The sequence below is a fragment of the Facilibium subflavum genome (assembly GCF_003574485.1).
Lineage (GTDB): Bacteria > Pseudomonadota > Gammaproteobacteria > Francisellales > Francisellaceae > Facilibium > Facilibium subflavum.
This window is the reverse complement of sequence record NZ_QLIT01000048.1, coordinates 69,124-84,281: the sequence shown is the minus strand read 5'-3', so window position 1 is coordinate 84,281 and position 15,158 is coordinate 69,124. Positions and strand designations below refer to the sequence as shown.

At 40.0% G+C, this 15,158-nt stretch carries 14 protein-coding genes and 1 tRNA gene; 6 read left to right on the top strand and 9 right to left on the bottom strand.

Annotated elements, in window-relative coordinates; all coding sequences use genetic code 11:
- Positions 1–379: 379 nt before the first annotated feature.
- From DNK84_RS04100 to DNK84_RS04080, 5 genes are all read left to right on the top strand, one after another.
- The gene (locus tag DNK84_RS04100; RefSeq protein ID WP_119343297.1) at positions 380–1,852 is read left to right on the top strand and encodes an MFS transporter; all 1,473 of its coding nucleotides are present in this window, start codon (positions 380–382) and stop codon (positions 1,850–1,852) included.
- Positions 1,853–1,964: 112 nt separating this feature from the next.
- Entirely contained in the window at positions 1,965–2,666 is a 702-nt protein-coding gene (locus tag DNK84_RS04095; RefSeq protein WP_119343296.1) for a Bax inhibitor-1/YccA family protein, read from the top strand.
- A gap of 154 nt (positions 2,667–2,820) precedes the next feature.
- Positions 2,821–3,213, top strand: coding sequence for a lactoylglutathione lyase (gene gloA, locus DNK84_RS04090; RefSeq protein WP_119343295.1), 393 nt, complete (start codon positions 2,821–2,823; stop codon positions 3,211–3,213).
- A gap of 62 nt (positions 3,214–3,275) precedes the next feature.
- Positions 3,276–3,350: transfer RNA gene (locus tag DNK84_RS04085), tRNA-Arg, on the top strand.
- A gap of 102 nt (positions 3,351–3,452) precedes the next feature.
- Complete coding sequence (locus DNK84_RS04080) at positions 3,453–4,319, top strand: DUF4116 domain-containing protein (protein WP_119343294.1); 867 nt, start codon at positions 3,453–3,455, stop codon at positions 4,317–4,319.
- Positions 4,320–4,592: 273 nt separating this feature from the next.
- Here DNK84_RS04080 and tgt read toward each other — a convergent pair whose 3' ends face one another.
- The 9 genes from tgt to DNK84_RS04035 form a co-directional block, all read right to left on the bottom strand.
- Positions 4,593–5,717 carry a tRNA guanosine(34) transglycosylase Tgt gene (gene tgt, locus DNK84_RS04075; RefSeq protein WP_119343293.1) on the bottom strand — a complete coding sequence of 375 codons (1,125 nt, stop codon included), beginning with the start codon at positions 5,715–5,717 and terminating at the stop codon, positions 4,593–4,595.
- Positions 5,718–5,793: 76 nt separating this feature from the next.
- Positions 5,794–7,464, bottom strand: coding sequence for a peptidoglycan D,D-transpeptidase FtsI family protein (locus tag DNK84_RS04070; RefSeq protein WP_235826816.1), 1,671 nt, complete (start codon positions 7,462–7,464; stop codon positions 5,794–5,796).
- Positions 7,461–7,796, bottom strand: a complete 336-nt coding sequence (ftsL, locus tag DNK84_RS04065; protein WP_119343292.1) for a cell division protein FtsL — start codon at positions 7,794–7,796, stop codon at positions 7,461–7,463. The genes DNK84_RS04070 and ftsL overlap by 4 nt, the downstream gene beginning before the upstream one ends.
- Entirely contained in the window at positions 7,793–8,713 is a 921-nt protein-coding gene (gene rsmH, locus DNK84_RS04060; protein ID WP_119343291.1) for a 16S rRNA (cytosine(1402)-N(4))-methyltransferase RsmH, read from the bottom strand. Before rsmH ends, ftsL begins: the two co-directional genes overlap by 4 nt.
- Positions 8,692–9,495, bottom strand: coding sequence for a tryptophan synthase subunit alpha (trpA, locus tag DNK84_RS04055; RefSeq protein WP_119343290.1), 804 nt, complete (start codon positions 9,493–9,495; stop codon positions 8,692–8,694). The genes rsmH and trpA overlap by 22 nt, the downstream gene beginning before the upstream one ends.
- Positions 9,482–10,672 (bottom strand): tryptophan synthase subunit beta, encoded by a 1,191-nt coding sequence (gene trpB, locus DNK84_RS04050; protein ID WP_119343289.1) that lies wholly within the window; start codon positions 10,670–10,672, stop codon positions 9,482–9,484. Before trpB ends, trpA begins: the two co-directional genes overlap by 14 nt.
- Before the next feature lie 47 nt (positions 10,673–10,719).
- Positions 10,720–11,739 (bottom strand): phosphate regulon sensor histidine kinase PhoR, encoded by a 1,020-nt coding sequence (gene phoR, locus DNK84_RS04045; protein ID WP_119343288.1) that lies wholly within the window; start codon positions 11,737–11,739, stop codon positions 10,720–10,722.
- A complete protein-coding gene (locus DNK84_RS04040) occupies positions 11,736–12,425 on the bottom strand; it encodes a response regulator (protein ID WP_119343287.1) in 690 nt (229 codons plus the stop codon). The genes phoR and DNK84_RS04040 overlap by 4 nt, the downstream gene beginning before the upstream one ends.
- Positions 12,426–12,504: 79 nt before the next feature.
- Positions 12,505–13,488: a hypothetical protein gene (locus DNK84_RS04035; RefSeq protein ID WP_119343286.1), complete on the bottom strand. Its 984-nt coding sequence runs from the start codon at positions 13,486–13,488 to the stop codon at positions 12,505–12,507.
- Positions 13,489–13,770: 282 nt separating this feature from the next.
- Between DNK84_RS04035 and miaB the strand changes: the two genes are divergently transcribed.
- On the top strand, positions 13,771–15,156 hold the full coding sequence (gene miaB / locus DNK84_RS04030; RefSeq protein WP_119343285.1) for a tRNA (N6-isopentenyl adenosine(37)-C2)-methylthiotransferase MiaB: 1,386 nt from the start codon (positions 13,771–13,773) through the stop codon (positions 15,154–15,156).
- Positions 15,157–15,158 lie beyond the last annotated feature (2 nt).

Below are 15,158 nucleotides of genomic sequence, written 5' to 3'. Positions count from 1 at the left end.
TGAAAACTGAAACCACTGATGCGAAAATGAGTTATGCGTGACCTCGTAGTCATCCCTGTGGATTTTGCTTTAAGCAGCCACGTTTGCGAGTTTGGGGCACGCACTTTTATATATCGAATGGACAACTTGTGCGTATGGTTACGGCCATAACCACGAATAGCAGATTGGCCTATAAAGGTTTAAAAACGTTGTCATTGTGTCAATAGGTTTAAGAGTGTATTGCAAGGTAAAGTAAGGACCGTTATCAGCCTTTAGATTAAACGGAGAATTTCTTTTGGCCTGTCGCTTGACAATACACATAGCAGGATGACAAAGGATGGGATGAAAACCAAGTATCGGTATAGACCTAATCAAGGTTTCTTGCCATAATGAAAGCAACATGAAAATAAAAACAACAGCAATGCAACGAAAAGCAAAAAAACTGCGTTTAAATACCAAACAGCCCTTTGGCATGTGGGTTATTCTTATTACCAATATCTTATTCACAATGGGTGTTACCACGGTGATGATCTGTTTTGATGATTACAGTAACCAAACCGCACCTTATTTGCCCCTGTCTTTGCAGCACGCTGATTTAAATCTGTATATCAATCTGTTTTTGTTTGGTTTTTCTGGCATTATCGGTGGATTATTAGGCTTTAATATCGGTTATAAGCGCTCTGTCGTGATCGGTATGATGTATGCCTTTGCCGGTTTAATCGTTTTATCTTTTAACAACCTGGCACTGATTGGATTTTCTGCTTATATTATCGGGCTTGGTCTTGCTGCACCTAATCTATTTACCACACTAAGCTTTTTATACACACAGGATGATCCAAGAAGGCATGCGGGTTTCACCCTTGTATACATGGGCAGTGTATTAGGTGCAGCCCTTGCCATTATCACCATAGATTTGTTTGTGAACGTATTAGGCTATCAAACCCTGTTTATTATCATGGCGGTATTAAGCCTTATTGCAACACTGATTTTTATCACCTCAAACACGAGACTTCATATCAGCGTTATTGATCGGATTAACCCTAAGTATGAGCCATCCACCTATACCGTAATCTTTATTCTGGTTATCTTATCAAGCCTTCTGGATTATTTTTTGGCTTATCTTTTTATCTTACAGATTACAACCATTTTGGTTAGTCTTATCTGCCTGGGATTTATGGTGCTTTACACTTATCTTGAAAAAGACCTTGCACAAAAAAAGCGTAATATTGCTTTGTTGGTGTTGTTATTTTTTAGCTGTTTTTTTTGGTTTATTGATAAAAACGTCCTGATTATCTTTATCGATTATGTCAAACTGTTTGGTAATAATTATGGTTTCACAGGAACACAAACCCTTTCGGCTGACTTTATGTTTGAGGCCAACATCATTCTTGTTTTTGCCATCGGCATTATCTCTGCTATTTTATGGAATAAAAACAAGCAAAAGCAGCATGTTATTCGTCTGATTAAAATGGTTGGCCTTGCACTTTTGCTCTCAAGCATTGTCTGCTTATTGCTATTTATTGGCTTTTGGCTTCAGCGCTTACATTATTATAATACGACAAGCTATTTATTATTGGCCATGGTTATGCTAAATTCGGCAGCTAAAGTCCTTCTACTTCCTTTATACTATGCAATGGTTGGCAAGTTTGCCCCACGAAAATATGAAGCGATTGTTATGGGGTTTTTCTTTGTTATCACTGCAGCACTTGGCAGCCTTGCCAACATGATCAATCAACAGATAAATATTATCTCCAAGGATTTTACACAGCAATACACCGCGTTGAGTTACTTATATGGTGGGTTATTTATCTTGACCTTGATACTCACAGGCATTATCTACCTCACGGCAAACATATGGAAGAAACACCTATAAAGTGCTTAAATTTAAGCCATCAGCTCTTGCTTTTTTAGCAACTTCCCCCATATACTATTAAGCAATAAATACGCTATGAACAAAATGATTATAACCACGATAAGGAGAAGACATGAATAGCCCCTTTGACTATAAAAAACAACCCGGTGCACGCGTTATTGATCAACGCAGCAGCACTTCGGTGATTCAAGCCAATAAAGTGCTTAGAAACACCTATCTTCTATTATCACTGACTTTGGTATTTAGTGCTTTAACAGCTGGATGGTCCATGGCCGTTGGCGCACCGGTGATAAGCCCAATTTTAACACTTATTATCTACTTTGGCCTGCTTTTTGGTGTTCAAGCCACAAGAAACAGTCCAATGGGGTTAGTGCTCACCTTTGCATTAACCGGCTTTTTAGGCTGGACATTGGGGCCTATTTTAAACTTTTACATCACTGCCTTCTCAAACGGCTCTGAGCTTATTATGATGTCACTTGGTGCCACAGGTGCGATCTTCTTAGGCCTATCCGCCATCGCACTTAATCCTAATCGTGATTTCTCACGTCTAGGTTCTTTTCTTGGTATTGGCGCATTGGTTGCCTTGGTTGCAATCGTTGTAAACTTATTCTTGCAAATGCCAGCCTTATATTTAGCGCTTTCTGTCATTATTGCCTTTATCTCAGGCGGCTTTATCTTATGGCAAACCAATCAAATCGTTCGCGGTGGGGAGACCAATTATATCGTGGCAACCGTCACCATCTATGTCTCCATCTTAAACATATTCTTAACGATCTTACAATTCTTAGGCATGTTTGCCGGTAATCGTAACTGATATTAATCCTTAATCCTATCCAATACTAACAAACTTCGTCACAGCCGCTAGGCGGCTATTTATGTAGCACAATTGCACACAATGCTTTACATAAAACATTATCCATGATAAAACTTCCTCTCAAGAAAAACCGCTAAATAAAAAGGATGATCATATGCGCCTTGCCCATGTTATGATTCGCGTAAATGACTTAGATGAATCGATCAATTTTTATCATGATATTTTCAAAATGAATGTATTGAAAAAGACACAAAACGAAGCTTATCGTTATACATTAGCTTTTATGGGCTATGGCGATGATATCAACGCCGTTACCGCCCTTGAGCTCACGTATAACTGGGATACAAAAAGCTATGATCACGGTGATGCCTTTGGACATTTATGCATTGAAGTCGATGATGTTTATAAGGCTTGTGAAATGATTCAAAATAAAGGCGGAATTGTCACACGCCCTGCTGGCCCTGTTAAAGGTGGCACAAGCATTATTGCCTTTGTAAAAGACCCAAATGGCTATCAGATTGAACTCATTGAGAAAAAAGTCCGCTAAAAAACCAATTAACGCCGTTTGATTATTGGTTTTTAGATAAAAAATGCTACAATGACGGCCATGTCCTGATAGTTCAACGGATAGAACAAGCCCCTCCTAAGGGCTAGATGCAGGTTCGATTCCTGCTCGGGACACCAGATTTTATCTACCATCATTTCGTCCGAAATAAATTTACCAAGTAGCCACTATGACAGAAATAACTTAGCATAGACGCATTCAGTTTATGCCAAGGAGCGCTTATGAAAGATAAACCAAATGCAGTCATGAAATTATATCAGCACCCATTATTTGACCCAAATGCAGCCGCACAAATCTTTGCGCTTTTACCCTTTGATGGACATAATTCATCATGTGTTGCATTGCAAAGCCTGTCACCTAAAGATGAAAACCATCATGCACATGATATTTATCTTACTTTTCTTAAAAGCCATTCATGGAAAAAGCTTATAGAAGAAAGTGGACTGAGCTATACTGCTAATCTAATGTTGCAGGATATAGATCGAAGCATGATGAACCGATGTATTATCGCCATGTTACAGATTATCAATAATCAGCCACTTGAGAATGAAGAAGACTTGCAACTGCTTCATACCCATCATGCAGAAAGAAACACGCTTTATGATATCGCACGCGCAATCTATCGATTAAGAGATAATAAATATGCTGCAGCTTATCTGGCAGAAAACCTTAAAACCAATCTAGATATTGCTAAGGCTGCACTTCAAAACAATGGGTTTGCTATTCAGTATTTCTCTTATGATTTAATTGCAAACAACCCTGATATTGCAATGCTAGCTGTCACACAAAATGGATTGGCCATTAAATATTTAGCTGAATTTATAGAAGCCCATCCAGAAATTGCTATTGCCGCTGTCAAACAAACACCTTTTGCCCTTCAATACCTGCCGGATGCATTTTTAGAGGAAAGGCCTGATATCGCCGTAACAGCATTTCACCAACACGGCGATATTGTTTTTGACTTAGACTTGATTCCAGCATCTATTGTCGGGCTTGTTGAAGAAGCTAGCCTAAACACAGAGGAATTAAGCTTTCACAATGTCCAAGGTGTAACCGATATAGAGTTACTCAACCCTAAATTGATGTGATTAGATAAAAATAAACAACGCTTTTCACGAGGATCATCGCCAAGCAATGATGACGGTTCTTTGATAAGGAACGCCTTTGATTTTGGCCATAACCTCCTTGAGCACCCAACGATAATCACGTGGATCCCCGCCAGGCGATGATGACGAAGGCTATTATCCTTTGGCTATAAGCACCTCACCCGTCACAGCCGCCTGGCGGCTGTCCACGTAAAGGTTATTCCTAAGCAATAACGGTTGGGGCCGTATGCAAAGACTGATCCAATTGCAGAAAACCTAAAAGGTTGTGGCTAAAACTGGCACATCCTTGCCGATATCTGCATAAAACGCATTAACAAAGGCATCAAAATATCCTTCATCCAAAGATTTTCTAATCCCTTTCATTAAATTTTGAAAATAGGTAATATTATGAATCGTGTTTAATCGTGCACCTAACCCTTCTTTTGTCTTATCCAAATGATGAAGATACGCTTTTGAGAAATTCTGACAGGTATAACATTCACAGCTTTCATCAAGCTTTGTTGTATCTGTCTTATAGCGACTATTGCGAATTCTTACCACACCTTCTTTGACAAACAAATGGCCATTTCGTGCATTGCGTGAAGGCAGCACACAATCAAACATATCCACACCGCGCCTGACACCTTCAACCAGATCTTCAGGCTTCCCAACTCCCATTAAATATCGTGGTTTATCCTGTGGCATCTGATGTGCTGTGTGATCTAAAATACGAATCATTTCTGATTTTGGTTCACCAACCGATAACCCGCCAATGGCATAACCATCAAAGCCAATCTCTGTTAAAGCGGCAAGTGATTGATCACGTAAGTGCGTATACATCCCGCCTTGAATAATCCCAAATAATGCTGCTGGATTATCACCATGGGCAATTTTACTTCGCTTTGCCCAGCGCATTGACAGCTCCATGGATTTTTTGGCTTCAAGCTCCGTCGCAGGATATGGTGTACATTCATCAAAACACATCACGATATCTGAGCCTAGATCACGCTGGATTTGCATTGATTTTTCCGGATCAAGAAAGACTTTGGCGCCATCTAAGGGTGAGCGAAACGTTACCCCTTCTTCAGTAAGCTTTCTTAATTGACCCAAACTAAATACCTGGAAACCACCTGAATCGGTTAAGATCGGGCCTTGCCACTGCATAAAATCATGCAGATCACCATGTAATTTGATAATATCTGTGCCAGGTCTAAGCCATAAATGAAAGGTATTGCCCAATAAAATCTGCGCCCCTGTATTTTTGACATCATCCGGGCTTAAAGATTTCACCGCACCGTAAGTACCTACTGGCATAAAGGCCGGGGTTTCAACGATGCCACGTTTGAAATGAATCTCACCACGGCGCGCCTTGTTGCTGGTTGTTAATAGTTTAAATTTCATTTTGTATTTTGATAAAAAATGCAATGGGCACAATACTAGGCAATTCGCTGTAAAAAAGCAATTGAAAAAGTCAAAGTTACTTTTTATCTGGTGGGACACCTAACATGCTTAACACATGCGCGGCAATCTCAGTAAAAACAGGGGCGGCAGCCGAACCACCACCATAGGCCTGACCTTTTGGATCATCGATCACCACCACAATCACAAACTGTGGATCAGATGAAGGTACGATCCCCACAAAGGTTGCCATATAACTATCGGTTGCATAACCTCCGGCAACTGCCTTTCTTACCGTGCCTGTCTTGCCTGCAACATGATAGCGAGAAAGCCGTGCTTTTGAAGCAGTACCGCCAAGGCCTTCAACAACAGATGTCAACATATCAAGCATTTTAGCTGAGATGTCTTTATCAATTACAGGATAGCCTTGTGTTGGGATTTGTGGATCATGGCGCAATAGGGTTGGATGAATAAGCTTGCCACCATTGGCAATGGCTGCATAGGCTTGAGCAATTTGTAAAGCCGTTGCATTCATTCCATAACCAAATGATAAGGTTGCCAGTGGAAACTCACCCCATTTACGCGGACTTGGCACAAAACCAGAACGCTCACCAGGAAAAGCAATACCCGTAATACGCCCAAAACCAAACTCACGCATGGTATCAGCTAAATCATTCGCAGGTAAGGATAAAACCATTCGAGAAATCCCCACATTGGAAGACTTCATTAAAATATGCCGTAAATCCATTTCGCCATAATTGCGAAAATCGCGCACTGTGCGCCCATTTAAACGATAAAAACCAGGTGATGTATCAATCACAGTATCCACATCATATTTGCCACTTTTTAATCCAGCAACAGCAGCAAATGGTTTCATCACAGAGCCTGGTTCATATACATCGGTTAATACACGATTTCGGCGTTTATCGGCTGTTGCATTTTGGAGATTGTTGGGATTGTATGAAGGGTAGTTCACCATCGCCAAGACCTCACCGGTATGTACATTTACAATAACGGCAGAACCTGCAGCGGCATTATTCTCTATAACACCTTCTTTAAGATATTTATAGGCAATATACTGCACCTTTCGATCAATACTTAAATAGATATCCTGCCCATGTTTAACGATCTGATCGTCTTCATTTTTTCTTGCCACCCCGCCTTTTAAATCGCGATGGATAGAGCGCTTACCATCTTTGCCTGTTAAAGCCTTGTCATATTGAAGCTCAACACCTTCTTGGCCCTTACCATCAATATTGGTAAAGCCCACAACGTGTGCGGTAATCTCGGCATCAGGATAATAACGTTTAAACTCTCGATCAAGATGTATACCTTTAATATTCATCTGCTGGATTTCTGATGCAACAAAAGGCGAGACTTGCCTTTTAATATACACAAATCCACTTCTGCCTTGACCTTTTTTAATCCGTGCTAAAATCTCCATTTTATCGGCACTTGATAAGTCAAGCTTATCTAAAAGCGTAAGCAACTTTGGATCATCAGCAGAAACAAAATAAGGGTCAGCCCAAATAGAATCAACCGGAGTGCTAATAGCCAAAGGTTTACCTTCTCGGTCCAAAATCATCCCACGATAGGCGCGGCTTATTGTTGTTCTTTGTGAACGATTTTGCCCTTCTTTTGCAAGCCTTTCATGCTCAACACTCTGCATATGAATAAGCTTAAAGACAACGATACCAATGGCAATAATTAAGACAAATAAGATAAAAAAATAGCGCCATGCTTTGCTCATAAATTATCAACCTGTATTGTTTTAATCTCTTTCACACCAGGTAAATGCATGTTGTTTTTCTCGGCAAAATGTTCAATATTGGTGGGTGAGGCTAATGTGCTGTGTTCAATTAAAATTTGTGTCCATTGATCGCGTAAATCTTCTTGTTGATAATAAAGCTTCTGCTCTTTATCCAATAAGACTTTATATTGGTATTTTACAACAACCACCATAAAAGCCGAAGCAATCAATATGATACAAAACGCAAAGGCAATCATGACTTTGGTGTCAAAAATACTCTTAAACAGTGATTGGAAAAGTTTGGCACGAACCTCAGCACGCGTCATCGTCATGCGATTTTCTCCACTGCTCTTAAAATAGCACTTCTTGAGCGTATATTTTCATCGAGCTCATTGCTGTCTGCTTTAGCTTTTTTGATGATCCATTTAAATTTAGGTTTAAAGGTATTCACTAAAGGCAAGTGCCGAGGCAAATTTTTTTGCTCACCTTGAATATTGCCCACCATAAATCTTTTTACAATTCGATCTTCAAGTGAGTGGAAGCTTATAATACTCAAGCGCCCTTTAGGTGCCAAAATCTCCAGCATATCCCCCAATGCCTTTTTCAACTCCTCAAGCTCTTGATTCACATAAATGCGTAATGCTTGAAAACAACGTGTTGCTGGGTGTTTTTTTTCTCTTTTACCAATGCTCTGATAAATCAAATCCGCCAACTCAGTCGTGCTTGTTAAAGTCTGCCCATCATCCAAATGTTTTTTAATCGCACAGGCAATCTTCCATGCATGTTTTTCCTCACCATAGGTACGAAAAATATCGGCAAGCGCTTGCTCATCGTGTGTAATTAAAACCTCACTTGCAGGGATGCCTTGTGTTGGATCCATACGCATATCTAAGGGGCCTTCTTTTGAAAAACTAAATCCGCGCACAGCTTCATCAAGCTGTGGTGAAGAAACCCCAAGATCAAGTAAGACACCATCGATTTTACCTAAAAGCCCATGTCGCTGGCAGTAATCTTTCATTGATGAAAACGGTGCATGTATGATGGAGAAATTATCCTGGGTAAAATGTGATTTTGCATAATTTACTGCGTTAGGATCGCGATCAAAAGCGATAAGGCGTCCCTTATCAGATAGTTTTTTTAATAACGCCTTTGTATGTCCACCACGACCAAAAGTCCCATCGATATAAATACCATCTGATTTAACCGATAACGCATCAATTGATTCATCTAAGAGGACTGAATAATGCATGTGTTTTTAACATCCTTAATAAATTCGCTGATTTGTGTTGCTGCCTGAGCTATATTATCAAGGTTTGCTTCAATAATCGATGAAAAAAAACTGCCAACAATAGCACCATCAGCACCCGCCTGCCAGATTTTTCTGACATGTGCCGGTGAAGAAATGCCAAAGCCGACAATTATTGGCTGATCGATTAGTTTACTTAGATGTTTGACCCGATCAATAGTTTCTTGGGCAACTTCCTTTTTTGTCCCGGTTGTGCCAAATCCACTTAGTACATAATTAAAAGCACTGCTATTTTGCGCTAACTGCTTTACCCGTTGATCATCAGCATTAGGTGCGATCATTTGTACCGCACCAATATCGTACTTTTTTAATAACGCTAAATGTGCCGTTGCCTCATCAAAGGGCAAATCTGCACAAACAACACCATCAACGCCGACCTGTGAAAGCTTCTCATAAGCACGCTCACCTTGGCTAAATAAAAGGTTGTAATACAATAACAAGCCAATTGGAATTGTTTTATTGTATTGGCGAATTTTTTGCAATAACGCAATACTGCGATCAAAGCTCATCCCACTTTTAAGCGCTCTTTGCATTGATCGTTGATTGGTTGGCCCATCAGCAATTGGATCTGAAAAAGCAAACCCAAGCTCTAAAGCATCAGCGCCTGCATCAATCGCACTTTTAATTAAAAAAAAGCTTTGATCAAAATCAGGATCACCTAAGGTAAAAAAAGGGACAAAAATCTTTTTATTCTTTTGCGCGAATAATTTTTCAAATCGATTCATTTGCCAGCCCCTTTTTATATGCAAAATAACTATGTAAATCTTTATCGCCACGACCTGATAAATTTACCAATACGCGCTTAGCGGATAAAACATCTTGAGATAACCTTAAAGCCAACGCCACGGCATGTGCTGACTCAAGTGCCGGGATAATCCCTTCCTTTTTCGATAATTGCTCAAAAGCATCAATGGCTTTGTTGTCAGTAATACCATGATATTGTACACGCTTTGTCTGCTGCAAAAAAGCATGCTCAGGCCCAATCCCTGGATAATCAAGTCCTGCTGATATTGAATAAGGCTCTGTAATCTGTCCATCCTTATCTTGTAAAAACAAAGAATGCATGCCATGGAAAACACCAGCCTGGCCTTTATTTAATGTCGCTGCATGCTTATCCGTCTCAACCCCCTTGCCCGCGGCTTCAGCACCATAGATTTTCACGCTTTGTTCATCTAAAAAGGCAGAGAAAATACCAATGGCATTGCTGCCACCACCAACACAGGCAATTACAGCATCTGGCAAATGTTGTGTCTGTAGTAACATCTGTTTTTTAGCTTCCTGACCAATAATGGCTTGAAAATAACGCACCAGTGCTGGAAAAGGGTGTGGGCCTGCTGCGGTTCCAAAACAATAATACGTATTTTCAGCATTTGCAATCCAGTCACGCATTGCCTCATTAATGGCATCTTTTAGCGTGCTACTACCGGATGAAACGCTGTGAACCTTTGCGCCAAAAAGCTTCATACGTTCAACGTTACTTTTTTGTCTGACAACATCAACAGATCCCATATAAATCTCAACATCAAAGCCAAGCATGGCGCCTGTCATTGCGGTTGCCACACCATGTTGACCGGCACCTGTCTCCGCAATAATGCGCTTTTTCCCTAAATGCCTGGCAAGCAATAATTGACCGATGGTATTATTGGTTTTATGTGCACCACCATGCAACAGATCTTCACGCTTTAAATAAAGTTCAAAACCGTATTCTGAGGATAAGTTCTTTGCATGTGTAACAGGCGTTGGCCTACCTGCATAATCCTGTAAGAGTCGATGAAATTCAGCCTGGAAATGCTCATCTTGCTGAGCCTCAATAAATCCTTGTTCGATCTCTTGTAAAATCGGAATCAAGCTTTCAGGCGCATAACACCCACCAAAGCTTCCATAGCGCGTTTTTAGCTGCATATTAACTCACTTATATTGATCTGTACTCATTCATAGATACTAACACATCATGCGTTAAAATCACAACGAAATAAGCTGCCTTGTCCAAGCTCACTTTGGATATATAATACCGCCTTATGCCGAATTAGCACATGTTTGACGATTGACAAACCAAGCCCTGTTCCACCGGTTTGGCGTGAGCGCCCCTTATCCACTCGATAAAAACGCTCTGTTAATCGAGGGATATGCTTTTGTGCCACACCGATTCCTTGATCTTTCACATAAAAATGTTTGCCTGTTTTATCTTTATACCAGACTACATCAATTCTGCCACCATCAGGTGAGTAACGCACAGCATTAGTGAGTAAATTACCAAAGCAGCTTTTTAGCTCCTTTTCATTGCCACGCAACAATAAGCCTTGCTCGATCTTCGAAGAAAATGTATGTCTGCTATCACTTAAACGCTTTGCATCCTCAATCAACCCTTGAAGCAATAAAGGCACATCCACCATTTGAAGCTTGCTGTCATCGACTTCATGGCTTTGAAGCTTAGACAATAATAAAAGCTCCTCTAAAAGCTCTTCTAAACGGGTCATCTGCTGCTGCATCTGTGTCATATAAGGCGCCCAGTGTGGCAGCGCATCACTTACCTCTGCAGAAATCATCTCCAAATAACCGGCAATAACCGTTAACGGGGTCCGCATTTCATGAGAGACATTAGCGACAAAATCCTGACGCATCCGATCGATATGATGACGATAAGCCGCATCCTGTCCAATCAATAAAAAGTGCGCACCATAAGGAATAAGCACCATCGATAACACCTGATCAGGTTTTTCAGGTAATGGCAGCTCTAAAGTACTTACTTTCTGCTGTGTCAAATATTCATCAATAACAGGTGATTCAAAGATAACCGCAACGCTCTCACCATTATCCGTTTTGGTTAATTGAAAAAATTTCTTTGCCGCATGATTAAACCAAAGCAGTGTGCCTTTTGCATCAACCACCAGTACCGCATCACTAATACCTTTGGCAAATGTCTTTGCCCAAAAAAGACCGGTATCAGCAACGCTTATATCATCTATCATAACAGCTCACTAACCATTTGATATCCTTCTCCACGTACCGAGCGAATATAATGATCATAACCAAAATTCAAAAGAAGCTGTCTTACACGCCTGACATGGACATCAACCGTTCTTTCTGTTACATCCTTTTGCGGTGGCCAGACATTATTCAAAAGATGTTCGCGCGATAAAGTCTTGTTGATATTTTTCACAAAGTAAACCAGCAGATTAAATTCCAAACGTCCGCATTTTACCGTATTTTTATCATATAACAGACGTCTGCCTTCTAGATCAAAATACAGCTTTTTAAACTGTAAATGCTTATGTTTTATAGTCTTTGTACGCTTTAATACCGCATGAATCCTTGCGATTAACTCTTTTGGTGAAAAAGGTTTGGTAATATAATCATCCGCCCCCATACTAAAGCCACGCACGATGTTGTCTTCTTGGGCTTTGGCTGTGAGCATCATGACCGGTTTTTGCTTTAAATCTGCCTGCCCGCGAATATGCGTTAGCAGATGAATGCCACTCATATCAGGCAACATCCAATCCAAAAGAATTAAATCGATATCGGCATCTGATTTTAATTGCTGTAATGCTTCTTTACCATGCTCAGCCAAAGTCACTGAAAATCCGTTTTTTACCAGTGCGATATCAAGCATTTGCCGAATAGGCGCCTCATCATCGACGACTAAAATCTTTGCCATGAAGGTATCATCATGCTTTAATTTACACCTGCCATTATCTTATCGAGCATTCTCAGCAAGTGCAAGATCATTATTTACCTTACTTACTGGTGATTTGTTGGCAAGCATTTCTCTGACGATTTTCAACCTGTAACATAATCCTCGATGATAAAGCTTCACTTAACTGCTTAACCGCATTTATCCATAATTCATGCCCCTTTGTATAAAAATCATCATTGGTTTTTATTGCTGCAATCGATACCAAATAACAGCCAAATGCATAGAGTTTTGCAATATTATCATCTTTTGTCCATGAAACAGGGTTGCTGAAAAATCTAAAAAAACTGAAATTTGGCGCCAATAATGTTGGCATTGCCGCATCAATAAGCCCAAATATGTGATCAAGATCAGGTTTGTTTTCTGATTTGGCAAGATTAATGGCATCTACCAAACGGGCAACACTGCCTTTTGTTAAAGTAAGACCATTGCATTGAATAAGCTCAGTGCGCCCAAGCTGAATATTAAAAACCGCTGCAAAAGGATTTTGCTTTGCATCAACAGGATAAAAAGACACCTCTTGTGCTACGCTTTTTACTGCATCAACTTTATCCGCATCTAACACAGGGGTTATTTTGTGAATATGATAAAGCGCACGCGCAATAATTGCTGCAAACAGACCATCATAACTTAGATATTCTGTTTGTAAAATATGCACAAGTTTATTGATATCAGCCACCTTCTGCAATATAGTTATATCCTGGTAAAATAAAATCACCATGCCGGCAAAAAGAAGTTTACCAACATATAAATCATCATGATATAAAAATTCATCAAGCAGGATGATCTCAAAACTTGTTGCTACAGACATTTGCTGGAAGATATTAAACGTTACTTGATTTGCATCTTTAACATTCTGACAAGAAAAAACATATGCATTCACCAATTCATCCATTGGGATTTCACCCTTTTTTACCTGATCTACAAAAGATCGCGTTAATGCAGAAAAGTAAGTAAACGTGCCTTTTAATACCTGGTGATTATTGACACTTAAGGTCGTCTGCCCTATTTTATAATCAATCTCCATATTATTGCACCATATTATTTGCTTTTGAACACACCTGTATTCTAGCAATCAAATAAATGGCTTATTATAAAAGTTAAGACGATTTATTGCTTTTTTCGGACACATTTCACAATATATTGAAATCACAATCATGCGTAACATCAGTTACCAAGAAAACCAATTCAACAATTTCTCACAAAAAAAGTTAGGCGAACGTTGTTTTTTTGGCTAAAATAAGCCCAGGTTTATGAATTAGGCCATTTTTGATGGCAAAAGTATTATAAAAGAATTAAAAGGTAAAACATGTCACAAACAACAACGCCAGAAACAGATAACATACACCAGCATACTCACGTATTAAACAAGCCAAATAAAAAGGTTTTTATCAAAACTTTGGGTTGCCAGATGAACGAGTATGATTCATCACGTATGAATGAAGTTTTACAGGCGCACTTTAATACCACCAAAACTGAGGATTTCACCGAGGCAGACATTATTTTAATCAACACCTGCTCGATCCGTGAAAAGGCTCAGGAAAAAGTCTTTCATGAATTAGGTCGCTGGAAGAAGCTTAAAAACAATAAACCCGAGCTTGTCATTGGTGTTGGCGGCTGTGTTGCTTCGCAAGAAGGTGAAAACATTATTAAGCGCGCCCCTTTTGTTGATATTGTCTTTGGGCCACAGACCATTCACCGCTTGCCTGAACTTATTAAGAAAAAGCAGACAACGCAAACATCACAGGTTGATATCTCTTTTCCTGAAGTTGAAAAATTTGATTATTTGCCTGAACCTAAAGCTGAAGGTGCTAAAGCATTTGTATCAATTATGGAAGGTTGTGATAAATATTGCTCTTATTGTATCGTGCCGTACACACGTGGCCCTGAGGTTAATCGCCCCTTTGAGGATGTGCTGGCAGAATGCGCTTTATTGGCTGAACAAGGGGTAAAAGAAATCACCCTTTTAGGCCAGAATGTCAATCATTACCTTGGCAAAATGGCCTCGGGTGAAACAGCTGATTTAGCCCTTTTAATTCACTTTATTGCTGAGATTGATGGTGTTGAGCGTATTCGCTTTACCACATCACATCCAGTTGAGTTCTCTGATAATCTGATCAATGCCTATGCTGAAGTACCTAAGCTTGCCAATCACCTGCATCTGCCTGTACAACATGGCTCTGATAGAATACTTACCGCAATGAAACGTAATCACACTATTTTGGAATTTAAACAAAAAATCCGTAAGCTTAGAAAAATCCGCCCGGATATCACGATCTCATCTGATTTTATCGTGGGCTTTCCAGGTGAAACCGAAGAAGACTTCAACAAGCTTATGGATCTTGTCAAAGACGTTAATTTTGACCAATCCTTTAGCTTTATTTACAGCAAGCGTCCAGGCACCCCTGCGGCAAACCTGCCTGATGATACACCCATTGAGATTAAAAAGGAGCGCTTAAAACGCCTCCAGGAGCAGTTAAATCACAATGCGATGGTGATCAGCCGTCAAATGGTTGGCAGCATCCAACCTGTTTTGGTCGAGGGCGTATCTAAAAAAGACGATCAGATTTTAGCCGCACGCACGGAAAATAACCGGATTGTGAATTTTAGTGGTGATTCCAGTTTAATTGGACAGCTTGTCAATGTTAAAATAACACAAGCCAACCCACATTCACTACGCGGAGAACTCGTCTAGCT